Genomic DNA, 23,506 nt, shown 5'->3' with positions numbered 1-23,506 from the left:
CGGGAGGCGGGCCCGCCGGACGCGGGCCCCAAAGGCCGGGGCCCGCGTCGCGGCTCAGTCCTTCACGGTGACCGTCAGAGCCCCCTGCACCGGCGCGAGGCCGGTCGGGCGCACGGTCAGGGTGCCGGTGTACCGGCCGGGCCCGGCGAACGTGCGGTCCGACCGCGCGGTGAAGGCGTCGTTGACCCGCATGTCCGGGATGCTCGCCGCGCGCGGCGTGGTCAGCGTGACCTCCTCCGTCACTCCGTCGCTCCAGGCGATCGACGCCTTGAGCCCGTCCGCGGCGTGGCCGGGCGCGGTGACCGTCCACGTGGCCCCGGTCGCCTGGCCGGTGCGGACGGTGACCGGCAGGCCGAGGACCTGCAACCGCCACGGGACGTCGGCGGTGGGGAAGAAGTTGACGCCCGCGACCGTCAGCCGCCCGCCGATCACCGACAACCTGGTGCTGAATCCGGCGTAGTCACGCTGGTTCTGCGGGGTCCAGCCGACCTCGGCGGTCGCGATCAGGCGCGGGAAGGAGTAGTACTGCGCCTGGCCGATCCGCCTGATGAACTCGCCCCACAACGCCGACTCCACGCCCAGCACGGACGACTCCGCGACGCCGGGCACGTACGTGCCGGGGTCCCAGTTGTAGTGGCGGTCCAGCCCGCAGACGCCGCCGCAGGCCCAGGTGCCACCCTGCGGCTGCCGGGAATCCTGCTTCTGCGGGACGTAGGTGTTGGCCGCCGGGGACAGGATCGCCTTGGCCCCGCGCTCGTTGACCGCCTTGGCGACGGCGGCCAGGCTGCCGTTCCAGAACTGCACGACGGCGTCGCCCTGGGGCAGGGCGGAGCCGGCGTACTCGTTCCAGCCGACGACGGTCTTGCCGAGGCCCTTCACCGCGGCCGTGAACGCGTCGACCATCTTGACGTAGTCGGCGTGCGGCGTGACGTGCGCCTCGTCGCCGCCGATGTGCAGGTACGGGCCGGGCGTCATCGCGGCGATCTCGGCGAGCACGTGCTGGGCGAACTCGTAGGTGACCGGGGCGGCGGCGTCCAGCGAGGAGTAGCCGACCGAGCCGGTGCCGTTGTGCGGGACGGTGGTCTCCCCCGGCTTGAGCCGCGGCTGCGCGCCCGCCGTGTTGAGCTGCGGGACGGAGTGCAGCGCCGAGTCGCCGTGGCCGGGCAGGTCGATCTCGGGGATGACGGTCATGCCGTTCTCCCCCGCGTAACGGACGATCTCGGCGTAGTCGGCCTTGGTGTAGAAGCCGGTGATGCCGGGTTCGGTGCCCCGCTCGGTCATCGCGGTGGCGCCGCCGACGCGGGTGAGCAGGCCGTAGTCGATGCCCGAGGGGTTCGTGGCCGGGTCGCCGACGGCGATGCGCCAGCCCTGGTCGTCGGTCAGGTGCAGGTGCAACCGGTTGATCTTGAACCGGGCGGCGGCGTCGACGGCGGCCTTCACCTCGGCGACCGGGTAGAAGCTGCGGGCGACGTCGAGCATCATGCCCCGGTGCGCGAAGCGCGGGTAGTCGGTGATCGTCACCGCGGGCGCCGTCCATCGCGCGGGCACGGCCGAGCCGGACTCCACCCACTGTGGGAAGAGCTGGCGTAGCGTCTGGACGCCGTTGAGCGCGCCGTTGGGCGTGCTCGCGGCGATGGCGATCCGGCCGGGGGCCACGCTGAGCCGGTAGCCCTCGTCCTCGTGACCGGCCGGCCCCTTGCCGGGGCCGACCTCGACGACGATCGGCGCGACGCCCTCGCCCGCGGTGACGACCGGCAGGCGGTGGCCGGTGGCCGGGCGCAGGGCCCTGGCCAGGTACTCGGCGGGCGCCCGCGCGTCCTGTCCGGCCGCGACGACGCGGGTGTTCTTGTGCAGCGTGTACGGCGTCCCGCCCTGTTCCTGGACCTCGACCGGCTTCGGCACCAGGCCCAGGACGGGCTTGGGCGGCGCGGGCGGCCGGTCCCAGATCTCGAACTCCGAGACGGAGTAGCCGTAGGTGGACCAGCGCTGGCGTCCCTGCATGCGGACGTAGGAGACGGGGGCCTGCGACGCCACGTCGATGACGTCGGTCCGCGGGCAGGTGTCGCGTTGCAGCGAGGCCACGTCGGTCCAGGTCACGCCGTCGGCGGAGGTCTGCAGGACGAAGTCGCGGGCGCAGGCGTTCGGCCAGCGCAGGGTCACGTGGTCGACCTTGGCGGGCGCGGCCAGCCGTACCTGGATCCAGTTGTCGTCGGCGTACTTGGAGGACCAGCGGGTGGCGGTGTTCCCGTCGTTGACCTGCGCGGCGACGAAGTCGGCGCGGTCGAGCTCGACGCTGGAGGCGGTGGCGGTGCCCGCGAGGGCCAGGTTGACGGGTTCGTCGTCGGCGACGGCGGCGAGCGCGCCCGACAGCGGCACGAGGAACGAGGCCACGAGCGCGGCGGTCACGAGATGTCGGCGCATCGGACTCCTTCGGGGAGGGGGGTGGTCATCGCACAGTGTGATCACCCTCACGGATTTACGTCAAGGCATGGGAAATAAAAAGCGACATCGCCCCCACATCAACCTCTTGCGGAGTCCATGATCCTCTTTTAACGTAAACCCTCAAGAAAAAATGAGCGATCGGAGAGCGAGTGACCAGTCCCCGCAACGTCCTGTTCCTGATGACCGACCAGCATCGGGTGGACACCCTCGGCTGCTATGGCAATCCCGTCGTGCGCACCCCCGCGCTGGACGGCCTGGCGGCGGAGGGCACGCGCTTCGACCGGTTCTACACGCCGACCGCCATCTGCACCCCGGCCCGCGCGTCGCTGTTCACGGGACTGCACCCGTTCCGGCACGGCCTGCTGGTCAACCCCGAGCGCAACGGCGGCGGCCGGGACGAGCTCGCCGACGACCACCCCACCCTGGCCGCGCCGCTGCGGGCCGCCGGCTACAACCTGGGCCACGTCGGCAAGTGGCACATCGGCCGCGAACGCGGGCCCGAGTTCCACGGCATGGACGGCGAGCACCTGCCCGGGGCCCTGAACCCGTTCGACCACCCCTCCTACGAACGCTGGCTGAAGGAGAACGGCCACCCGCCCTTCGCCGTGGACAACCCGGTCTTCGGCAAGGCCCCGAACGGCACCGGCCGCGGCCACCTCATCGCCGGCCGGCTGCGGCAGCCCCCCGAGGCCACGATCGAGGCGTTCCTCGCCGACCGCACGCTGGAGCTGCTGGAAGGCTACGCCGCCGAGTTCCACCGCACCGGCCGCCCGTTCCTGCTGTCCTGCCACTGGTACGGCCCCCACCTGCCGTACCTCATCCCCGACCACTACTACGACATGTACGACCCCGACCTGGTGCCGCTGCCCGCCTCGATGGCCGAGACCTTCGCCGGCAAGCCGGAGGTGCAGCGCCGCTACTCCGAGTACTGGTCGGCCGACCACTTCGACGCCGACGCCTGGCGCAAGCTGATCGCCGTCTACTGGGGCTACGTGACGATGATCGACGACCAGATCGGCCGGCTCCTGACGGCCCTGCGGGAGTTGTCGTTGTGGGACGAGACCTCCGTCGTCTTCACCGCCGACCACGGCGAGTTCACCGGCGCCCACCGCCTGAACGACAAGGGCCCGGCCATGTACGAGGACATCTACCGCATCCCCGGCATCGTCCGGGTGCCCGGCACGACGGCCAAGACCGTGGACGCGTTCGCCAACCTGATCGACCTCAACCCGACCATCCTCGACCTGGCGGGCCTGCCGCCGCAGCAGCCCTGCGATGGCGAGAGCCTGCTCCCGCTGCTGCGGGGCGAGCCCGCCGAAGGCCGGGACTCGGTGGTCGCCGAGTTCCACGGCCACCACTTCCCCTACTCCCAGCGCATGCTCCGGGACCGCCGCCACAAGCTGGTCTTCAACCCGGAAGGCGTGCACGAGCTCTACGACCTGGACGCCGACCCGCACGAACTGCGCAACGTCTACGCCGCCCCCGCCTACGCGGCGGTCCGGCGCGAGCTGACCGTCCGGCTGTACCGGGAACTGCTGCGCCGCGGCGACCCGGCCTACACCTGGATGAGTTACATGGCCGACATCGGCGAGGGCCGCGCCCCCGACGTTGACGGCGTCGCCGACGAGGTGGCATGAGACCGCCCGCGTCACCCCCCGATCCCTCCGTGAGACGAGAAAGGACCCCACGATGAGGCGTCCTCGCACCCTGGTCAGCGCCCTGGCGGCGCTGGCCGTCCTCCTCCCCGCCGCCGCCTGCGGCTCCTCCTCCGAGGGGGGTTCCGAAGCCAAGAGCGTGCGCTTCGGCTACATCGCCGACTTCTCCGGCGCCGCCGCGCTCGCCGCGGCCGACAAGCAGGGCCTGTGGGCCAAGCAGGGGCTGGAGCCCGACCTGAAGGTGTTCACCAACGGCCCGCTGCAGATCCAGGCGCTCGGCTCGGGCGACCTCGACTTCGGCTACATCGGCTCCGGCGCCACCTGGCTCGCGGCCAGCGGCAAGGCCAAGATCATCGCGCCGAACATGCTCGGCCAGGCCGACCGGGTGATCACCTATCCGGGGTCCGGCGTCACCTCGATCAAGGAGCTGAAGGGCAAGAAGGTCGGCGTGCCCGAGGGCACGTCCGGCGACATGATCCTGGAGCTGGCGCTGAAGGAGGCCGGCCTGTCCGGCAAGGACGTGCAGAAGGTCAACATGGACCCGAGCACGGTCGTGACCGCCTTCAGCGCCAAGCAGATCGACGCGGCGGCCATCTGGTACCCGCTGATCGACACCATCAAGAAGAACGTGCCGGACCTGGTGGAGCTGACCAAGAGCGAGGACTACTACCCCAAGCTCAGCTTCCCCAGCTCGTTCGTCGCCCGCAACGAGCTGGTCGCCGACGACGCGGCCACCGTCACCAAGGTGGTGAAGGTGCTCCAGGAGGCCAACGACTGGGTCGCCGGGCACGCGGCCGAGGCCGAGACCCTGACCGCCACCTTCCTCAAGGCGCCGCCGCAGCAGTTCAAGGGCGCATCTGCGGTGACGAAGATCCTGCCGACGCCCGAGCTGGTCAAGCTGGCCAAGGACGGCACGGCGGGCGGCTGGTACAAGGGCCTGGCCGACCTGTTCGTCACGATGGGCAAGCTCCAGGACTCGCCCGACCCGTCCACGTACTTCACCGCCGACCTGTACGCGTCGGCGTCCGCCGGATGAGATGGCCGGAAAGTTGACCTTGTTCCCCTGCCCACCATCATGGTCCCATGTCGTCACCCACTGACGCGCTTCAGCGGCTGCGCCTGGTGCACGAGGACGCCGTGCTCACCACGCTGCGCGCGGCCGGCGCGCTGAGCCGGGGCCAGCTCACCGAGCGCACCGGACTGTCCCGCAGCACGCTGTTCGCGATCATCTCCGACCTGATGGACCGCGGCGCGGTGATCGAGACGGACGCGGTGCCCGACGCGCCGCGCGGGCGCGGCCGGCCCGCCGCGCTCGTCTCGCTCAACCCGGCCGCCGGGCTGCTGCTCGGCCTCGACCTGGGGCGGGGCCGGGTACGGCTGGCCGTGGCCAACGCCGCCCACCAGGTGGTGGCCACCGCCTCCGCCTCCCTGCCGGAGGACGCGGCCCCCCTGGAGGAGGCCGAGGCGGCGATCCGGCTGGCCCACGAGGTCGCCGCCGAGCGCGGTATCGGCCTCGGCGCGCTGGAGGCCGTCGGCCTCGGCCTGGTCGGCGTCGTGGACGAGACCCCCGCGCCGGCCCCCCTCGACCTGCCGGGCATCCCGCGTACGCTCCCCGCCTGCTACCTCCCGGTGGCCAGGCGGGTCGCCGAGGAGTTCGGCGTACGGGTGGCCGTGGACAACAACGCCAGGCTCGCCGCGCTGGCCGAGGCCACGTGGGGCGTCGGCCGATCGGTGCGCGACATGGTCTACGTACGCTGGTCGGTCGGCGTCGGCGGCGGCTTCATCGTCGCGGGCCGGCTGCTGCGCGGCGCGCACGGCGCCGGCGGCGAGATCGGCCACGTCTCCCTCGACCCCGGCGGCGAGCCCTGCCACTGCGGCAGCCGCGGCTGCCTGGAGGGCGGCATCGGCGGCCAGGGCCTGCTCAGGGCGTGCGCCGCGCGCGGGATCCGGCTGTCCGGCCTCGACGCGCTGGTCGCGGCCGCCCAGGACCGGGTGCCGGCCGTGTGCGAGGTCATCGTCTCGGCCGCGGCCGACCTCGGCCGGGTGCTGGCCGGCACCGTCGCCCAGCTCGACCCCGCGCTGATCGTGGTGGGCGGCGAGCTGGCCGGCCTGGGCACCCTCGTCCTCGACCCGATCCGGGACGCGATCGCCCTGCTGGCCCTGCCCCGCTCCCCCCGCGAGATCGCCGTCGCACAGGCCGACCTGGGGGTGAACGCCTCGGCCATGGGCGCCATCGCCCTCCTCGTGCACGAGGAGCCCTCGATCCCCGCCCACCTCCGCCCGTCCGCCCCCTGATCTCCCCGACCACCCCTGACAAGCGCTGCCCGGAAGGATCCCTGCGACGATGACGAGCCCCGAACCATGACCGCCGTGACCGTGACCGACCCTCCCCCGGCCCCCCGGCGGCGCCTGCCGCGCCCCCGCCGCGCGCTGGTGCTCAACGCGGCCGCCGTCGTGGCGGGCCTGGCCGCCTGGAGCGGGCTGTCGCTGGCCGGCATCCAGGGCCTGTCCAGCCCGGCCGACGTGGCGGCCCGCGCCGCCGCGCTCGTCTCCGACGGCACCCTGCCCGCCGACCTGCTGGCCAGCCTGCGCCGGGTGTTCACCGGCTTCGCGCTCGGCACCGCGCTGGCCGTCCCGGTCGGCTTCCTCATGGGCTGGTACGCCACCGCCCGCGCGCTGATCGAGCCGTACGTGCAGTTCTTCCGGACGATCCCGCCGCTGGCGATCATCCCGCTGGCCATCGTGCTGATGGGCATCGGCGAGACGCCGAAGGTGTTCGTGATCTTCCTGGCGGCGTTCCTGTCGAGCGTGGTCTCCACCTTCCAGGGCGTCCTCGACGTCGACCGGACCCTGATCAACGCGGCCAGGGTGCTGGGCGCCGGCGACCGGACCATCTTCATGAAGGTGATCGTCCCGGCGTCCACGCCGTTCATCATCGTCGGCATGCGGATCGGGCTGGGCGCGGCGTGGGGCACGCTGGTGGCCGCCGAGCTGATCGCCGCCCAGGAGGGGCTGGGCTACCGCATGCAGCAGGCGCAGCTCTACTACGACCTGCCCACGATCTTCGTCGGGCTGATCAGCATCGGCGTGCTCGGCCTGGTCATGGACCGGCTGCTGCTGCTCGCCGAGCGCCGTTTGACCGGATGGCAGGAGCGCCGATGACCCCCAAGATCTCCTTCGAGGCCGTCTCCAAGACGTTCCCGCTCAAGGACACCGAGTTCGTCGCCCTCGACCGGGTCGACCTGGACATCGCCGACCGCGAGTTCGTCACGGTCGTCGGCCCGTCGGGCTGCGGCAAGAGCACGCTGATGAGCATGGCCGCGGGCCTGACCGAGCCGGGCGGCGGGCGCATCCTGCTCGACGGCGTCCCGGTGACCGGGCCCGGCCCCGAACGCGGCGTGATTTTCCAGCAGTACGCGCTGTTCCCGTGGCTGACCGTGCGCAAGAACGTCGAGTTCGGCCTCAAGCTGGCCGGCCTGCCCGCCGACGAACGCCGGCGGCGGGCCCAGCACGCCATCGACCTGGTGGGCCTGACGGACTTCGCCGACGCCCTGCCCAAGATGTTGTCGGGCGGGATGAAGCAGCGCTGCGCGATCGCCCGCGCGTACGCGGTGGGCCCGCAGGTGCTGCTCATGGACGAGCCGTTCGGCGCGCTCGACGCGCTCACCCGGGTGCAGTTGCAGGACCAGCTCCTCGACACCTGGAGCAGGGAACGGCGCACGGTCATGTTCATCACCCACGACGTGGACGAGGCGGTCTACCTCGCCAACAAGGTCGTCGTCATGGCCGCCCGGCCGGGCCGGATCCACCGCGTCGTCGAGGTGGACCTGCCCTACCCGCGTACGGAGGAGATCCGGCTGTCGCCGGAGTTCGCCCGTATCAGGAACGAGGTGTGGCACGCGGTCTACCACCAGGAGTCCGCCGCCTGACCGGGCGGCCCCGGGTGGTCCGGCCGCCGGGCACGGCGCGACTGACGACGACGCCCGCGACGAGGCACGTCGCCCCGGCGACCGCCAGCCCCGCGGCGGGTCCGAGGGCCGCCATCACCCCGGTGGCGGCGGCCAGGACCAGCGTCTCCAGGCTCATCCGCGTCGTGCTGAACAGCGCCGCGCCCGCCCCGCCGCGCCGGGCGGGCACGTACGCGAGAGCCTGCCCGTCGGGGACGCCTTCGGTCAGGCCGAGGCACAGACCGACGACCGCGGCCGCCCCGAGCAGGGCGGCGGGCCGCTCGGTGAGCTGCAGGACGACGGCGGTGGCGGCGCAGGCGAACAGGGCGACGGTCACCTGCGCCCGCGCCAGCCGGCGGGCCAGCCGCGCGGCGACCAGCGGCAGGACCGTGGACGGCACGGTCAGCAGGCTGAGCATGACCGCCGCCGTGCCGGGGCCCATGCCCTGGACGGCCCCGAGCTGCGGAAGCACGGTCAGCCCCACGACGAGCATCCCCATGAAGGCGCCCGTGGCCAGCCCGTAGGCCCGGTAGGCGGGGATCCGCAGCAGGTCCACGGGGATGGCGGGCTCGGCGGCGCGCCGTTCCACGCGGACCAGCAGGACCGCGCCGGCGACCGCCACGGCGATCAGCCCGCCCGGCCCCCACCACGGGACGCCGCCCCCGAGGCCCAGCCCGAGCGCGGTCACCGCGGCGGCGACGGTCACCCCGAACAGGACGGCGCCGGCCAGGTCGAAGCGGCCGGGCGTCCCGGGGGCGCGCAGGCCCGGCAGTCCGGACGTGGCCAGGGCCGCGAGGGCGGCGACGGCCGCGGGCGCGAGGAAGACCAGGGACCAGCCTCCGACGGCCATGAGAGCCTGGGCGACGACCGGTCCCAGCGCCAGGCTGCCGCCCAGTACGGCGCCGGAGTAGCCGTACACGCGGCGCCGTTCCTCCGGCGGGTAGACGGCGAGGATCATCGACGACCCGCCGGCGGCGCACATGGCCGCGCCGACGCCCGCGAGCACCCGCAGCGCCACCAGGGACGGCAGGTCAGGGGCGAACGCCGACAACACGCCGGTGACCGCGACCAGGCCGTTGCCCACGGCGAAGAACCCGGTACGGGCGGTGCGGTCAGCGGTCGCGCCCGCCAGCAGGAGGGCGGCGGCGAAGAGCCCATTGTAGGCGAGGACGACCCACGGCCCGAGGGCGTCCGGGCCGGGAAGCCGGGCGGTCACCTCCGGGACGACCGCCGTAGCGCCGGTGATGGCGAGCGGGAACACCGCGGTGGAGACGAGCTCGGCGGCGAGCACCCGCCGGCGTTGGCGGGTGGACAGGATGAACAAGGGTGCGCTCCGGGACAAGAGGATTCCGAGCGCCACGACGGCGCCCCTGGCCAGAGGTCAGGAGCGGCAGCGAGAACCGGGGGTTTGCGCCGCCGCTCTCAGCGACGGCGCACCTTGTCCGTTTTAGGCACGTTCAACACCTTAACAGCGCCCGGTCGACGGCCCCGGGGCTCGGGCGGGGATCAGGTGAGCAGGCGGAGCAGCTCGGCCTCCTCGTCCGGCGTGAGGCCGGACCGGCTCACCGTGTGGCCGGAGTCGCGCAGCCAGGTGAGCGTGTCGCGGGCGGTCTCGGCGCCCGGGCGGATGCGCAGGCCGGCGGCCAGCGTGGCGGAGGTGTCCCGGACCAGGAACCCGGCGTATTCCGGCAGCGGCAACCACATCGGCAGCGAACGCGGACCCATCCACGGCTCGACCTTGTGCTCGGTCAGGAACTCCTGATCGGCCCAGACCAGCTCCGGCTCCACCCCCAGGCCCTCGGCGATGCCCGCCAGCAGCTCGCCCCTGCCGAAGGGCATGGAGATCGCGTCGTACGGTCCGGCCAGCCCGGCCTGTCCCGCGTCGAGCGTCCAGGCGGCCAGATCGCGTACGTCGACGAGCTGGACGGAGTCGGCGGGCGAGCCCGGAGCCAGCACGGGCCCGCCGCGCGCCAGCCGCTCGACCCAGTAGGTGAACCGGTCGGACTGGTCCTCGGGGCCGACGATCAGCCCGGCCCGCACCAGCAGCGCGCCGTCGCCGACGATCTGCTCGCAGGCCACCTTGGCCGGCCCGTAGTTCTCCGGGTCGTTCTCGTCGGCATCGGCCGGCAGCGGGTCGTGCAGCTTCTGGTTGACCTCGCCGAAGTCGGCGTAGACGCTGCACGTGGAGACGAACGCCCAGTGGCCCACGCGCCCCGCCAGCTCCTCGACCGCCCGCCGGACCACGCTCGGATGCCTGGCGACGTCGACGACCAGGTCGAACGATCCTTCCAGGGGCGCGAGCCAGCCGTCCTCGCTCCGGTCGACCCGGACGAACTCGACATCGGGCGGCGGGTCCCCGGCGAGCCCGCGCGCCGCGCACACCACCTCGTGCCCGCGGTCGCGGGCCTGACGCGCGATCTCCCTGGACAAGAACTTCGTGCCACCCAGAACAAGTGTCCGCATCCCCTCATCCTGGCCCACCCGCCCCTGCCGGGCTCCCCCCTTCACTCCCAGCGCAAAACCTCCCGAAGGGCCGCCGCGAAAGAGGTCGCTCGCATTCCGCAGTCACGTGACGACGGACCGGCAGATGTGCTCTCATAGGGATGTTTCGGGGATCCAGCTCAAGTCAGGCGAGGAGCCATGCCCGAATCAGCCTCCCCAGCACCCTCCGGCGGCCCTCTCGGCACGGCGCCGACCATCGAAGAGGCCGCCCGGACGATCCTGCTCGACGTGGCCCCCGAGGACGTGCGATTCCTGCCGCTGGCCTGCGCCGACTTCTTCGGCAACCCGGCCGCCCGGCGGCGCGCGGTCCGCGCCACCCTCCGGGGCCGCGAACGCGACCAGCCCACCGGCTTCGCCACGGGCGAGGGGATGCAGCTCGTCCTCGGCGTGGTCCTGACCCTGCTCAACGGCGTGGCCTGCGAGGTGCTGACCGGCATGGCCACCGAACGGGTCGACCGGCTGCGTGCCGGATGGCGGGACCGGCGCCGCCGCAGGGCGCTGACCTCCTCCGTCGCCCCGCAGGCCGAGCGTACGCCGCTGCCCAGGGTCAGCGCGGTCGACGCCGCGGCCATCGGCCGTCAGGCGGCCGACATCGTCCGCGCGGCGGGCCTGCCCGAGGAGGCCGCTCAGCGGGTGGGCACCCTGCTCGCCGCGGCCCTCATCGACCCCCGGCCCTGACGTGCGCGCCCCCGTCGGACCGTTCCAGTACGCGGCCCCGCCCCCGCCGAGGCTGGACCCGTTCGCGTTGCCGGCGGCGACCACGGCCCGCTTCCTGCTGCTGATCGTGGTCGCGGTCACCAGCTCGATCCACCTGTACCTGACGCTGCTCGACCCGTACGTCACCGGCAGGCCGGACACCGTCTCCGGCGCCTGTGCCCTGGCCGCGCGGTCCGGCGCGGGACGGGTGCCCGACCGCGAGCTCGTGTCCTCCTACGTCGACTGCGTCCAGAGGGGGTCGGTGCGGACCGGGGTCGCGCTGGTCGGCATGGTGGTCGTGCTGCTCGCCGTGGCCGTCGTCATCCACCTGCTCCACCCGCGCCTGGTCATGCTCTCCCGTCCGCGCCCGCTGGCCCAGCTCGCGGTGGACGAGGGCATGGCCGCCGTGGTGCGGCGCGTCGAGGACACCGTACGGGCCCTCGCCTCGGGGACCGAGGTGTACGTCGCGACGCTGCGGGCGAGCGCGGGCGGACGCGCGTTCGGCCGCCGTCCCCGGTTCCGGATCATCCTCGACCTCGGGCTGCTGCGCGGGGCCGACACCGATCCGGGGCCGCTCGACGCCGTACTCGCCCATGAGCTGGCCCACCTGCGCAACAAGGACGTCGGCCTGACCACGTTCGCGTTCGCGATCTGGTGGTCGTACCTGCTGGTCGTCGCCCTGCCGCTGCTGCTGGTCTCGGCCGTCACGCCCGCGCTGCTGCCCCTCCTGCCGTGGCGGCTGGCCGTCGTGCTGGCTCTCCTGTGGCTCGCCCGTACCTCGGTGCTGAGGACCAGGGAGTACTACGCCGACCTGCGCGCCGGCTCCACGCCGGACGGCGAGCGTGCGCTCCTGGACGCGCTGCGTCCCCGGCGGCCGCAGGGCGGGCGGCGCCGGTGGCACCGGGGGCCGTTGTCGTTCCATCCGGGCGAGGAGGAGCGGGCGGGCGTCCTGCGCGGCGCGCCCCGGCTCTTCCGGATCGGCGTGGTGGAGTCGGCGGCCGCCGGCATGCTGCTCGGGCTCGGCTACTCACCGTGCGTCAACCTCGTGACGATGATCCTCCCGGACACCACGGCCACCCTGTTCACCCCGGAGCGCCTGGCCGTGGGGGTGTTGTTCGGGGCGCTGGCCACCGGGGCGGTCGCGGGCACCGTGTGGCGGGCCGGGCTGCTCGCGCAGGCCACCCACACCCGCCCGCCGTCCACGCTGCTCGCCGCGCTGGCACTGTCGGCCGGGGTGGTGACCGGACAGCTCGTCGCGCCGCCGCTGGTGACCGCCGACGGCTCGTGGGCCACGGTCCTCGCCGGGAACCCCGTGATCGCCGCCGCGCTGGCCGTGCTGCTCGCCGTGCTGTTCCAGCTCATGCTCAGGTGGGCGTTGTTGTGCGCGTCCGTGTGGCTGCCGCTCGCCCGGCGGGTCCGTACGGCGGCGCTGGCCGGGGCGGCGTTGTCGGCGTTGATCTTCGGGGCGTGGCTGAGCCTGTGGTTCGACATCATCACGTGGATGACCGGCAGCGCGACCAACTGGGGGTTGCTCTGGTTCGGCCTGTTCAGCACCGCGTTCAATCCGACGTTGCAGCTCTGCGTGCTGCTGGCCTGCGCCGCCGCGCCGGCCGGCTGGGCGGTCCGCCGCGCCCTGCCGCCCAGGCCCCACGCGGCCGTCTGGCGCGACGCGCCGCCGAGCCGTCTGGCGGCACCGCGCCTGCCGCTGCCGGCCGTCAACGTCACCGCGCTGGCGATCGTCCTGGTGTACGCCGGGGTGATGATCCCCTTCTACAGCTGGCTGCGCTCGACCTTCGGCGGCGTGCCGCTCACCGGGGCCGTCCCGGCGGGGACCCTGGCCGGTGTCTTCGCCCCGCTCCTCGTCGTGGGGATGGTCGTGGCGCTGGCCGGGGCGTTCTGCTTCGGCCTGGTCGCCGGAGGGCGCGGCGGCACCGCGCCGGCCCTGGCGGGCGCGGGGGTGCTCATGTTGCTGGCCGTCTTCGGCATCGTGCCGCTGGTCTTCGCGCATCTGTCGGCGGCGGCGTGCGGGGCGGAGGGGATGTGGTCCTGCCTGTCCCGTCTGCCGGAATTCCTCGACCTGTCGCGCAGCGGGCCGATCTTCACGGTCGGGTTCGCCGTACTGATCGTCGCGGGCACCGCCGCCGCCTGGCTGGGCAGCGCCCTGCGCGGCGGCGCGCAGGCGCTGTCGGGCGCCGGTCCCCGCCCGTGGGGGGCGCGGCCGTGGGACGGCGCGGTCGGCCGGCCCTTGAGTGCCGTGCTCTCGCTGGTTCCCACCGTCCTCGGGATGCTCCTGTTCGGCTACCTGTCCGTCTCCGCGCTCGCCTCCAGTGACGGCGGGTCGGTGCCGGTCGACCGGGCGGTCGTGGAGCGCGAGCTCCAGGCGGCTCCGCGAGGGCCGTTGCCGGCCGTACGCGCCTGCTCGGCGGCCGGGGCGGTCGTGTCCGGGCTCGGGTTCGCCGACACCTTCGACCAGTCCGGCGTATTCGCCGGCATGGCCAGGAGCGCCGGGTACGCCATGGCGGTGCGCGAACCGGCTCTTCAGGCCATGGGCCGCGAGACCGCCGCCGCGCTGCTGGCCGGGGACTCCGGGCGGGCGTACCGGGCCCACGACGCACTGCGCCACCTGTGCGTCGTCACGAACGGGCCGCCCACCGGCTGAGTACGTGCCCGGCGGGACGGGTTCAGGGGGCGGGCGGGAGGCGCAGGGCCATGACGGCGATGTCGTCCAAGCCCGTGAAGGGGAGTGCGCTGAGCAGGTGGTCGCAGAAGGTGTCCACCGGCTCGGCGGCCAGCGACTCCGCGACCCGGCGCAGGCGGCCGAGGCCGAGGTCGAGGTGCTCGCCCGACCGTTCGACCAGGCCGTCGGTGTAGAGCAGCAGCGTGCTGCCCGGCGGCAGCGGCACGGCCTCGGAGGCGCGGGTCCCGTCGTCCGGGAGGCCGAGCAGCGGGCTGACGGCGCCCTCCAGGAAACGTCCGTGGCCCTGGGCGGTGACCAGCAGGGGCGGCGGATGGCCGGCCACCGCGTACCGCAGCCGGTGGCCGCCGTTCCACTCCTCCACGCGGCCGAACACGCACGTGGCCGTGACGTCGTCGGAGGACAACGACTCCATCGCGACGTTGAGCCGGGTCAGGATCTCGCCCGGCGGCTCGCAGCGGTCCATCGCCAGCGCCCGCAACATGTTGCGCAACTGGCTCATCAGGACGGCCGCCGACAGATCGTGCCCGGACACGTCCCCGATGACCATGACGGGGACGCCGTCGGGCAGGACGAAGGAGTCGTACCAGTCGCCGCCCACCTCCGCCGCGCTCGGGCTGGCCTGGTACCGGGCCACGATCCGCAGGCCCGGCACGCGCGGCGGCTCGACGAGCAGGCTGTACTGCAGGGCCAGCGCGACCTGCTGGGTGCGCTGGAAGCGGATGGCCCGGCTCAGGGCGTCGTGGGCGTGGCCGAACATGTTGCCCAGCAGCGTGATGTCGGCCCGGTTGATCGCGGGACGATCCCCGCACGACACCACCCCCACCACGGCCGGGACCGCCCCGTCCACCACGACAGGCAGGATCAGCATGCTGTTGGCGCCGTTGGCCGTCAGCCACGCACGTGTGCCCGACGGCGCCAGGTCGGGCGGCGGCGACCCGGCGGGGAACGTCTGCAGCAGGGGCCGCCGCCGGCGTACGGCCATCACGAAGGCGTTGCCCTCGTCGAGCTGCTCCTCGCTGTACGGCGCCAAGGGCACCAGGCCGCGGCGAACGGCGGTGGCCAGCCGCTCGACGATGAACGGCGCGGCGCCGTGCCGCTCGCCGGTCAGGTCGGTGATGAGGTAGACGCCGCAGCCGTCGGCGAGTTCGGGCACGATGACGTCCGACAGCGCGCCGAGCATCTCCTCCAGGCTGGAGAGCTGCGCCGTGGCGGCGGCGGCGCTGTCGAGCAGGCGCTGCCGCCGCTGCTCCTGCCACTCCTCCTCGATGTCGGTGCACGATCCCACCCATTCCAGGACCCGGCCGCTCTCGCAGACGGGCACGGCACGAAGATGGAAGTGCCGGTAGGAGCCGTCGGCGGTGTGCAGCCGGTAGACGTGGTCCCAGGCGTCGGTGGCCCTGCTGACCGCCCGGGACCACGACCTCACCGTCGCCGGCCGGTCCTCGGGGTGGACCATCTGCAGCCAGCCCTCGCCGCGGTACTCCTCCCACGGCTGCCCGGTGATCCGCGCCCAGCTCGGGCTCGGCTCGTGCACGTAGCCGTCGCGGGTGGTCACCCAGATGATCTGCGCGCTGACCTGCATCAGGCTCTCGTAGCGGCGCAGGATGCGGCGGCGTTCCTCGGCGATGGCCTCGATCCGGCGCGCCGCGGTGACCTGTTCGGTCACCTCGATCACCACTTCCAGCACGCCGTAGTCGCCCGGCCCGAAGACGACCCGCGACAGGCTGGAGGTGAAGAACCGTTCCTCGGAGCTGTCCTGCCCGCCGACGACGCACTCCGGCTCCGCCGTGCTGACGAACGGCTCGCCGGTGGCGTAGACCCGGTCGAACTGCTCGCGGAAGTGCACCTGGACGAACTCCGCGAACGCCTCCTCCACCGGCATCCCGGTACGCTCGTCGGCGAACAGCGACCGGTACACGGCGTTGGTGTAGACCAGCAGGTGATCGGGGCCGCGCGCGACCGCCACGCCGACCGGCGCCGGATCCAGCACCTCGAACGCCAGCCCGCTACCTCCAGGCCCGTCGTCAGCCCCCATCGTGACCTCCCCCGACGGTCACAGCCTCCTTACCACCCTACCCGCGCACCATCCACCGCGAACCGTTTCCGCTGCTCAGACGGCGGCCAGGCGCCACCGGGCGACCGGCGAGCAGGAGACCAGCCGGACCTGCCGGTCGTAGTCGGCGGCCAGGGAGCGTCGCCCCTGGAGCAGGTGGATCTCGCTCAGCAGCGACAACGCCGGACCGTGCAGGAGCCGGAAGTCGCTGGAGCACACCATCTCCAGGGCCCGTCCGGCGGCGTTCAGGGCCCGGTCGAGGTCGCCCAGGCCGAGGCGGGCGCGGCCGAGGCCGATCAGGGCGCGGGCGCGCATGAACTGGATGCCCGCGCTGTCGGCGTGGTCCAGGGCCTCCTGGTGGGCGAGCAGGGACAGCCGGCCGTCCCCGCCCAGCAGGTGGATCGTGCCGATCGTGTTGGCCGCGCCGCACCAGGCGTAGGTGTGATGGGTCTCGCGGGCCAGCCGCCGCGCCCGCGTCGCGTCGTCCAGGGCCTGATCCAGGAGCCCTTCGTCGCGCCGCACCTCGGCCAGGACGGTCAGGCTGCGCGACTCCCCGGCCCGCGAGCCGGCGGCCCGGTCGGAGCGCAGCGCCTCGCAGGCCAGTTCCGCCGCCTCGGCCAGCCGTCCCCGCAGCCGGTGGACGGTGGCGAGCCCGCCGAGCGGGACGCTGATCTGGGCCTCCCCCATGCTCTCCCGCAGCTCCACCGCGCGCCGCAGCCGTTCCTCGGCCGCCTCCAGGGCGCCGAGCTCGATCTCGACGACACCCATGTTGGCCAGCGCCTTGGCCTCGCCCTGCCGGTCGCCGCCGTCGCGGCTGAGGCTCAGCGCCACCTGGAAGTGCTCGATGGAGCGGTGCAGCTCGCCCAGGTCGTGGCAGGTCGCCGCGGCGTTGTTGTGCGCCGCCGCGGCTCCGCGCGCCCAGCCGGCCCGTTCGCAGTGGCGGGCCGCCCCGACGTAGCCGGTGCGGGCCTCGGCCAGGTCGAAGCGCAGGTGGTGGGCGGTCGCGAGGGTGAGGTGGGCGACGGCCAGGCCCTCTTCGTCCTGTTCCGCGGACGCGGCGCGAAGGGCCGCCTCGCCGGTCACGAAGCAGTCGGCGACGGCGGGGTGGAGGACGAAGTGGCCGCGCAGGGAGTCGGCCAGCGACCAGGCGTGGCGGCGGGGGCCGTACGCGGCGGCGTGGACGGCGGTGGCGATCAGGTTGGCCTGCTCGTCCCGCAGCCAGGCCGCGGCGCCGGCCCGGTCGTCCGGGGTGAGGGCCGGCTCGTACGCCGGGCCGTGGGGCAGCCGGGTGATGAACGGGTGGGCGAGCGCGGCGGCGCGGGCCGCGGAGGTGGCGTACCAGTGGGTCAGGCGGTCGAGGGCCTGCCGCCGGGCCGCGGGCTCCTCCTGCCGTTCGGCCAGTTCCTTGGCGAGCAGGCGCAGCAGGTCGTGGAAGGTGTAGCGGCGTGCCCGGCGCTCCTCCAGCAGGTTCGCGGCGGCGAGCCGGTCGAGCAGCCGGCGGGCCTCGGCGGTTTCGACGCCGGCCAGCGCGGCGGCGGCCTCGGCGGTGACGTCCTGGCCGGGCAGGAGGCCGAGCAGGCGGAACAGGCGCCGCGCCGGGGGCGGCTGGCGGGCGTAGGACAGGCTGAGCGCCGAGCGCACGGCCAGGTCGCCGTCGATGCGCAGGGCGTCGAACCCGTCCAGGGCGACGGCCCGCGCGTACTCGGCCAGGGACCAGCGCGGGCGCGCGGCCAGGGTCGCCGCCGCCACGCGCAGGGCGAGCGGCAGGCGGGCGCACAGGCGGATCAGCTCGGCGGCGTGGGCGGGCTCGGCGGCCACGCGGTCGTGCCCGGCGATCGAGCCCAGCAGGTCGAGGCCGGCGGCCTCGTCCAGGACGCCGAGCGGCAGCAGCCGGGCGCCGTGTGAGGAGACCAGCCCGGTGAGGGTGTCGCGGCTGGTGACCAGCACGAGGCAGCCGGAGGCCGCCGGGAGGAGGGGCCGCACCTGGTCGGCGGTGTGGGCGTCGTCGAGCACGACGAGCACGCGCCGGCCGGACAGGCGCGAGCGGTACAGGGCGGCGGCGGCCTCCTGCTCGGCCGGGATGTGCTCGGGGCGCACGCCCAGCGAGGCCAGCAGGCGGGCGAGCGCGGCCGAAGGCGTCACGGGCGGCTGGGCCGCGTGGCCACGCAGGTCGAGGTGGAGCTGCCCGTCAGGGAACCGGGCGGCCAGCCGGTGCCCGGCGCGTACGGCGAGCGCGCTCTTGCCCACCCCGGCCGCCCCGGTGACGGCCACCACCCTGACCTCCGAGGCCCCCTCGTCCTGCGTACCGGCGGGCGGGGCGAGGTCGTGCAGCCAGGCCAGAGCGTGTTCGCGGCCCGTGAAGCCGCGTACGTCGGGGGGCAGCTCGGCGGGGACGGGACGGGGCTCCGGCTCGTCGCCGGGGGCCGCGATGGCGGGCGCGTCGGCCAGGATGTCGGCTTCGAGCCGGCGCAGCGCCGGGCCCGGGTCGAGGCCGAGTTCGTCGGCCAGCAGTCTCTTGCCGTCCTGGTAGACCCGCAGCGCCTCGGCCCGGCGTCCGCAGCGGTAGAGGGCGAGCATGAGCTGCCCGCGCAGCCGTTCGCGCAGCGGGTGCTCGGCGACGGGCGCCGGCAGCTCCGCGGCGAGCCCGTGGTGGCGGCCGAGCGTCAGCTCCAGCTCGGCCCGCTCCTCGAGCACGGTCAGCCGCAGCTCCTCCAGGCGGCTCGCGACGGCCCGTACGTCCGGCGCGTCGAGCCCGGCCAGGACCGGGCCGCGCCACAGGCCGAGCGCCCGGCCGTACAGCTCGCCGGCCTCCTCCGCGCGCCCCTCGGCCGCGGCCCGGCGGCCGAGCTCGACGCTCTCCTCGGCCAGGCGCGCGTCGACCAGGCCGCCGTTCAGCCGGTAGCCCGAGCCCACGGTCTCGATGACGCCGGGGTCGGCGCCGGCGTCCCGCAGGCCGCGGCGCAGACCGTTCACGGCGATCATCACCTGGTTGCGTACGGACGCGGGCGGGTCGTGCCCCCACAGGGAGGTCAGCCGGTCGATGGAGACCACCCGGCCGTGGGCCTCGGCCAGCAGCGCGAGCACCGCCTGGCTGCGGGGGCCGCCTAATCGTACGGATCGCGCCCCGGCGACGGCCTCGATCGGCCCCAGGATCCGGATCTCGACGTCGCCGGCCCCCATGGCACCCACCCTACCGGCCCGGCCCCCGCCGTCAGCCCTGGACGACAGGGGGCACCAGGCCCGACTGCTCCTCCAGGTACGCGATGGCCCCGACGCCCTCCTCGGCGAAGAACACCAGCTCGGTGAGGGGCAGCGGCAGGAATCCCTCCGCCTCCATACGCTGGAACTGCTGCTTCAGCCCGTCGTAGAAGCCGGCGGTGTTCAGCAGCACGACAGGCTTGGTGTGCAGGCCGTGCTTGCGCAGCTCCAGGATCTCGGTGGCCTCGTCGAGAGTGCCGCTGCCGCCGACCGTGATCACGAAGCCGTCCGCGCGGGCCAGGAGCTGGGCCTTGCGCTCGGCCAGGTCACGGGTGATCACCATCTCGTCGGCGCCGGGCCTGGCCTTGTGTGCCAGGAACTCGACCGATACGCCGACCAGCCGGCCGCCGGCCTCCTGGACGCCGTCGGCCATGACCTTCATCAGCCCGGAGTCGGAGCCGCCCCACACCAGGGTGTGGCCGCCCTTGCCGATGAGCCCGGCGAACTCGCGGGCCGGGCGGGTGTATCGGTCGTCGAGGTCGGCGGCGGAGCAGAAGACGCAGATGTTCACGCCGCCACTGTAGGCGAGCCGGACCTGTGACGGCCCGCACGCTGGGGGTACGTGCCGGGCCATGGAGAAAGCCATCAACGTGTGCCTGGGTGTGGACGTGGACGCCGTGGCGGGCTGGATCGGCTCGTACGGCGGCCAGGACTCGCCCAACGACATCCAGCGGGGCGTGTTCGCCGCCGAGGTCGGGACCCCGAGGTTGCTGCGCCTGTTCGCCCGCGAGGGGATCAGGACGAGCTGGTTCGTGCCCGGACATTCCGCGGAGTCGTTCCCCGACCAGATGCGGATGATCGTCGAGGCCGGGCACGACGTCGGCGCGCACGGCTACATGCACGAGAATCCCGTCTCGATGTCGGCCCAGCAGGAGGAGGACGTCCTGGCCCACAGCCTGGAGGTGCTGGACCGGGTCCTCGGCGTACGGCCGCGCGGCTACGTCGCGCCGTGGTGGGAGATGTCCGCCCGGACCATCGAGCTGCTGCTGCGCTACGGCTTCAGCTACGACCACTCGCAGTCCTACCGCGACTTCCTGCCCTTCTACGCCCGCAAGGGCGAGCAGTGGACCCGCATCGACTACGAGCAGGACGCCTCGACCTGGATGAAGCCGCTGGTGCACGCCGAGGAGGTGGACCTGGTGGAGTTCGCCGCGAGCTGGTACCTGGACGACCTGCCGCCGATGATGTTCATCAAGAGCTCGCCGAACAGCCACGGCTTCGTCAGCCCGCGCGACCTCGGACAGCAGTGGCGCGACCAGTTCGACTGGGTCTACCGCGAGCTGGACTACGCGGTCTTCCCGATCACGCTGCATCCCGACGTCAGCGGGCGTCCCCAGGTGCTGCTGATGCTGGAACGGCTCATCGCGTACATGCGCGGGCACAGGGGCGTCACGTTCATGTCGATGGCCGAGGCCGAGAGCGACTTCCGCGCCCGCTACCCCTTCGGCGGCGGGGAACGCCCGGCCGACGTGCGGTGAGCCGTCCCCGTCCGGGTCGGTGTCTCTTCCGCGAGCGTGCACCCGTAGCCGGTAGAAGCCTTCGCCGTGGTGGGTGAGGTCCGGCAGGTCGGGGAGATCCCCATCGAGCCCGCACACGATCAGTGATCCTGAAGTGGATTCGATGGAGACCTCGACGATCTCCTCCCAGTTGTCCAGATCGATACCCGGAGGCTCATTCGTCAGCTGCACCTCAACGTCGACGACGCCGATCGCGATGCCGGTGAAGATCGTCGCGCCGTCGGGTTCGTCATCCATCACGATCAGCCCGTTGCCGTGGCCTTCTACCGGCACCGGTCCGCCCTCGTCGGGGTCTCGGAGCTGGATCTGGTGGTAGGACAGATGGACGTCGGCCCAGTGATCTGGAGGTGTACTGATCATGGGAGGAGCCTTTCCGTCCGTCAGGACTTCAGGTCGGCCTTGACGTGGAAGGCATCCGCGTCGGTGGTGAGTCGACCAAGCCGGCATTGCCGCGCCATGTCATGCCCGCCCGCAGAGCAGTGGCGGGGCTCCCCCTCCTTCCAGTGAAGCGCTGAGAGCGTCTCTGACAAAGTCGCCTTTTACGCATCCCTTCCATATGTGGCTGATTCTCCGTCCCACTCGACGCCACGTCACACAACCAACATGATGCGCACGTGGGGGATCTTTGGGAGCTGTGGATGCGCTGGCTCCATGGCCATCAACTCGTCGGCGCCACTCTGTGGGGACACCCCCTGTACATCTGGGGGCGCGCCGGTAAAGCACTCCAGTTCTTCGCCGCCCTGACCGTCGTGCTCGACCTGATCGGACCCGAATCATTGCGAGCCGTGGGGCGACGGGCTCGCCGACGCGTCTTCGAGCATCATTCTTGGCGAAGCCCCATCCTGGGCACCGTAGTCATGGCTACCGCAGCCTTGGCCTGGGTGGTCTTCGTCAGCTACATGCTGGTGCTCAGCCTTACCTCCACTGATCCATTCCTCCCCCGCTGGACGGCAGCGTCAGCTCTTCTTCTGTGGACTGTCGTGGCGGCCATGGCTGTGCTTGTCCACCGAATCACGAGCAGGGATCACTGGTCCTTCAAACGCGGACTCGGCATCTGGATCGGTGCCTTCCTCCTGGGCACCCTGGCGATACCCGCCCTTCTCTTCGTATTTCTGGCGATGGGCGTGTTCGACACCCTCGCCACCCTTCTTGATCGTGCACGTCCTGCTCATGCGCTGCGCTGGATTGCGCTGGCGCTGTTCCTCATCGGTTTTCACTTCGACTTCCTCGCCTCCTGACCGGCAGCAGCATGAGGCAGCAGCACGAGGAAGTCCGTCCTTCTGCACCCGGCGGCCGCCTGACAAGCCGTTCGCGGTCATGACCGTCTTCGCACCGAGTCTCAACGGGATCGACGGCACATGCATCGTGAGGTGCTCAGACCGAGGTCTGGGCAGCCAGCATCCCCACGGCGGCGACCAGCAGCCGCGCCGCCGCCACGAGGGTGTCCGGCTGGACGCGGTCGGGGGTTTCGGCGGGGGTCTGGTAGCCGGGCATGCCCATGCCGATGCCGATCGCGGCCAGGCCGGCGGCGGCGTAGCGGCGGTTGTCAGACGCCATCGCGCCGGCCCGCAGCGGCACGCCGACCAGGCGGGCGGCCTGGTCCAGGGTGGCCAGCAGGGTATGGGCGGGGCCGCCGGCCTCGACTGAGGCGGCCTGGTGCAGTTGCGCGGCACCGTCGAGGTTGATCACCAGCGTGTCGGACGGCAGGGCGGGCGCGTGGTGGGCCGATCCCCATGCCCCGGTCTCCTCGGCGTCCAGGAAGGCCACCGACAGCTCGGCCCGGATGGCCGGAGCAACCGTCAGGACACGGGCGGCCTCCAGGACGGCGGCCACTCCGGAGGCGTTGTCGGCGGCTGCGGGCATGCGCTGGTCGGGGTCATCGCCGACGCCGTCGTAGTGCGCGGTCAGCAGTACCCGCGGCCCGGTCCTCGCGCCCCCGGCGTGGGAGAAGGCGGGCAAGCGGGCGTGGACGTTGTGGCCGTCCGTGGAGATCTGCCGGAGCGGCATCGACCCGGTCACCTGCACCTTGCCGGCGGCCAGCGCGTCGGCCAGGCGGGCGTGCAGGTCGGTGCGCAGAGCGATGATCGGGACGGTGCGGGTGGCCGGTCCGGCGATCATCTTGGGCATCCATCCCTCGGGGTCGGTGCCGCGCGCGGTCAGTACTCCGGCTGCGCCGTGGGCCTCGGCTCGTTCGCACGCCTGCGCCCAGTCTCCGGCCCGGGCCAGCACCCATCGGCCGTGCAGGTCGGCCTCGGAGGCGGCGGCCAGCGGCGCGATGTGCGGGTCCGGCGACTCGGCGGTGGCGAGGTGCTCGACGAAGTCCCGGCGGTGCTCCAGGCGCAGCGCTTGGCCGCCTGCGTTCCATTCGAGCACCGGGGTGGCATACAGCTCCCGCACGTCGGCGACGGGGAAGGAGTCGAGTTCGACCTCGGCGCCCAGCTCGCGCAGCCGCTCGGCGAGCCATGCGGCGGCGGCGCGGCCTCCGGGCGTGCCCACGCGCCGCCCGGCGTAGTGGTCGCGGGCCAGCTCGTGCACCGTGGCCAGCATCCGCACCGCCGACACCCGCTCCACGACGGCGGCCAGGCCGGGCGCCTGAGGGATGTCCGGCATGGTGGAGGTCATCCGCAGCAGCCGACCTGGGCGGCCTCCTGCGCGGCGGCCGTACTTCCGCAACAGGCGGTGGCGGCTACCTCTACCTGCTGGGCCGTCTCACCGGCCGGGGAGGCGGAGGTGGCGGC

General features: G+C 73.2%; 16 protein-coding genes. 9 read left to right on the top strand and 7 right to left on the bottom strand.

The window, feature by feature from the left end; genetic code table 11:
• Positions 1–54: 54 nt before the first annotated feature.
• Entirely contained in the window at positions 55–2,421 is a 2,367-nt protein-coding gene (locus DMB42_RS29260) for a family 20 glycosylhydrolase (protein WP_125638456.1), read from the bottom strand.
• Between the two features lie 170 nt (positions 2,422–2,591).
• Between DMB42_RS29260 and DMB42_RS29255 the strand changes: the two genes are divergently transcribed.
• The 5 genes from DMB42_RS29255 to DMB42_RS29235 all read left to right on the top strand — a co-directional run bounded on the left by DMB42_RS29255 (position 2,592) and on the right by DMB42_RS29235 (position 8,026).
• The gene (locus DMB42_RS29255) at positions 2,592–4,079 is read left to right on the top strand and encodes a sulfatase-like hydrolase/transferase (RefSeq protein ID WP_260478015.1); all 1,488 of its coding nucleotides are present in this window, start codon (positions 2,592–2,594) and stop codon (positions 4,077–4,079) included.
• Between the two features lie 52 nt (positions 4,080–4,131).
• On the top strand, positions 4,132–5,133 hold the full coding sequence (locus tag DMB42_RS29250; protein WP_125638453.1) for an aliphatic sulfonate ABC transporter substrate-binding protein: 1,002 nt from the start codon (positions 4,132–4,134) through the stop codon (positions 5,131–5,133).
• Between the two features lie 47 nt (positions 5,134–5,180).
• Positions 5,181–6,392, top strand: coding sequence for an ROK family transcriptional regulator (locus DMB42_RS29245; RefSeq protein WP_125638450.1), 1,212 nt, complete (start codon positions 5,181–5,183; stop codon positions 6,390–6,392).
• A 66-nt stretch (positions 6,393–6,458) separates the two neighbouring features.
• The gene (locus DMB42_RS29240) at positions 6,459–7,259 is read left to right on the top strand and encodes an ABC transporter permease (RefSeq protein WP_125638447.1); all 801 of its coding nucleotides are present in this window, start codon (positions 6,459–6,461) and stop codon (positions 7,257–7,259) included.
• Entirely contained in the window at positions 7,256–8,026 is a 771-nt protein-coding gene (locus DMB42_RS29235) for an ABC transporter ATP-binding protein (protein WP_125638444.1), read from the top strand. Before DMB42_RS29240 ends, DMB42_RS29235 begins: the two co-directional genes overlap by 4 nt.
• Here DMB42_RS29235 and DMB42_RS29230 read toward each other — a convergent pair.
• Positions 7,977–9,368 (bottom strand): MFS transporter, encoded by a 1,392-nt coding sequence (locus DMB42_RS29230; protein WP_125638441.1) that lies wholly within the window; start codon positions 9,366–9,368, stop codon positions 7,977–7,979. The two genes, DMB42_RS29235 and DMB42_RS29230, sit on opposite strands and share 50 nt — an antisense overlap.
• Before the next feature lie 182 nt (positions 9,369–9,550).
• Positions 9,551–10,507 carry a reductase gene (locus tag DMB42_RS29225; protein ID WP_125638439.1) on the bottom strand — a complete coding sequence of 319 codons (957 nt, stop codon included), beginning with the start codon at positions 10,505–10,507 and terminating at the stop codon, positions 9,551–9,553.
• 177 nt (positions 10,508–10,684) lie between these two features.
• Here DMB42_RS29225 and DMB42_RS29220 point away from each other — a divergent pair, with 177 nt between their 5' ends.
• Both DMB42_RS29220 and DMB42_RS29215 read left to right on the top strand, forming a co-directional pair.
• The gene (locus tag DMB42_RS29220; RefSeq protein ID WP_125638437.1) at positions 10,685–11,224 is read left to right on the top strand and encodes a hypothetical protein; all 540 of its coding nucleotides are present in this window, start codon (positions 10,685–10,687) and stop codon (positions 11,222–11,224) included.
• Position 11,225: 1 nt separating this feature from the next.
• Complete coding sequence (locus tag DMB42_RS29215) at positions 11,226–13,901, top strand: M48 family metalloprotease (protein ID WP_125638435.1); 2,676 nt, start codon at positions 11,226–11,228, stop codon at positions 13,899–13,901.
• A 22-nt stretch (positions 13,902–13,923) separates the two neighbouring features.
• Here the strand turns inward: DMB42_RS29215 and DMB42_RS29210 are convergent, their stop codons facing one another.
• The 3 genes from DMB42_RS29210 to DMB42_RS29200 all read right to left on the bottom strand — a co-directional run bounded on the left by DMB42_RS29210 (position 13,924) and on the right by DMB42_RS29200 (position 19,762).
• Positions 13,924–15,975: a SpoIIE family protein phosphatase gene (locus tag DMB42_RS29210; RefSeq protein WP_125638433.1), complete on the bottom strand. Its 2,052-nt coding sequence runs from the start codon at positions 15,973–15,975 to the stop codon at positions 13,924–13,926.
• Positions 15,976–16,050: 75 nt separating this feature from the next.
• A complete protein-coding gene (locus DMB42_RS29205) occupies positions 16,051–19,173 on the bottom strand; it encodes an AfsR/SARP family transcriptional regulator (protein ID WP_125638431.1) in 3,123 nt (1,040 codons plus the stop codon).
• A gap of 31 nt (positions 19,174–19,204) precedes the next feature.
• Positions 19,205–19,762 (bottom strand): TIGR00730 family Rossman fold protein, encoded by a 558-nt coding sequence (locus DMB42_RS29200; RefSeq protein ID WP_125638429.1) that lies wholly within the window; start codon positions 19,760–19,762, stop codon positions 19,205–19,207.
• Between the two features lie 61 nt (positions 19,763–19,823).
• Here DMB42_RS29200 and DMB42_RS29195 point away from each other — a divergent pair, with 61 nt between their 5' ends.
• Entirely contained in the window at positions 19,824–20,729 is a 906-nt protein-coding gene (locus DMB42_RS29195; RefSeq protein ID WP_125638427.1) for a polysaccharide deacetylase, read from the top strand.
• A gap of 677 nt (positions 20,730–21,406) precedes the next feature.
• Entirely contained in the window at positions 21,407–22,006 is a 600-nt protein-coding gene (locus DMB42_RS29190) for a hypothetical protein (RefSeq protein WP_125638425.1), read from the top strand.
• A 136-nt stretch (positions 22,007–22,142) separates the two neighbouring features.
• On the opposite strand, the gene DMB42_RS29185 is transcribed toward DMB42_RS29190, so the two are convergent.
• Positions 22,143–23,390 (bottom strand): M28 family metallopeptidase, encoded by a 1,248-nt coding sequence (locus DMB42_RS29185; protein ID WP_125638423.1) that lies wholly within the window; start codon positions 23,388–23,390, stop codon positions 22,143–22,145.
• Positions 23,391–23,506: the final 116 nt, after the last annotated feature.

It is taken from the genome of Nonomuraea sp. WAC 01424, from assembly GCF_003947315.1.
GTDB lineage: Bacteria > Actinomycetota > Actinomycetes > Streptosporangiales > Streptosporangiaceae > Nonomuraea > Nonomuraea spiralis.
This window is presented reverse-complemented; position numbering and strand designations above follow the sequence as displayed.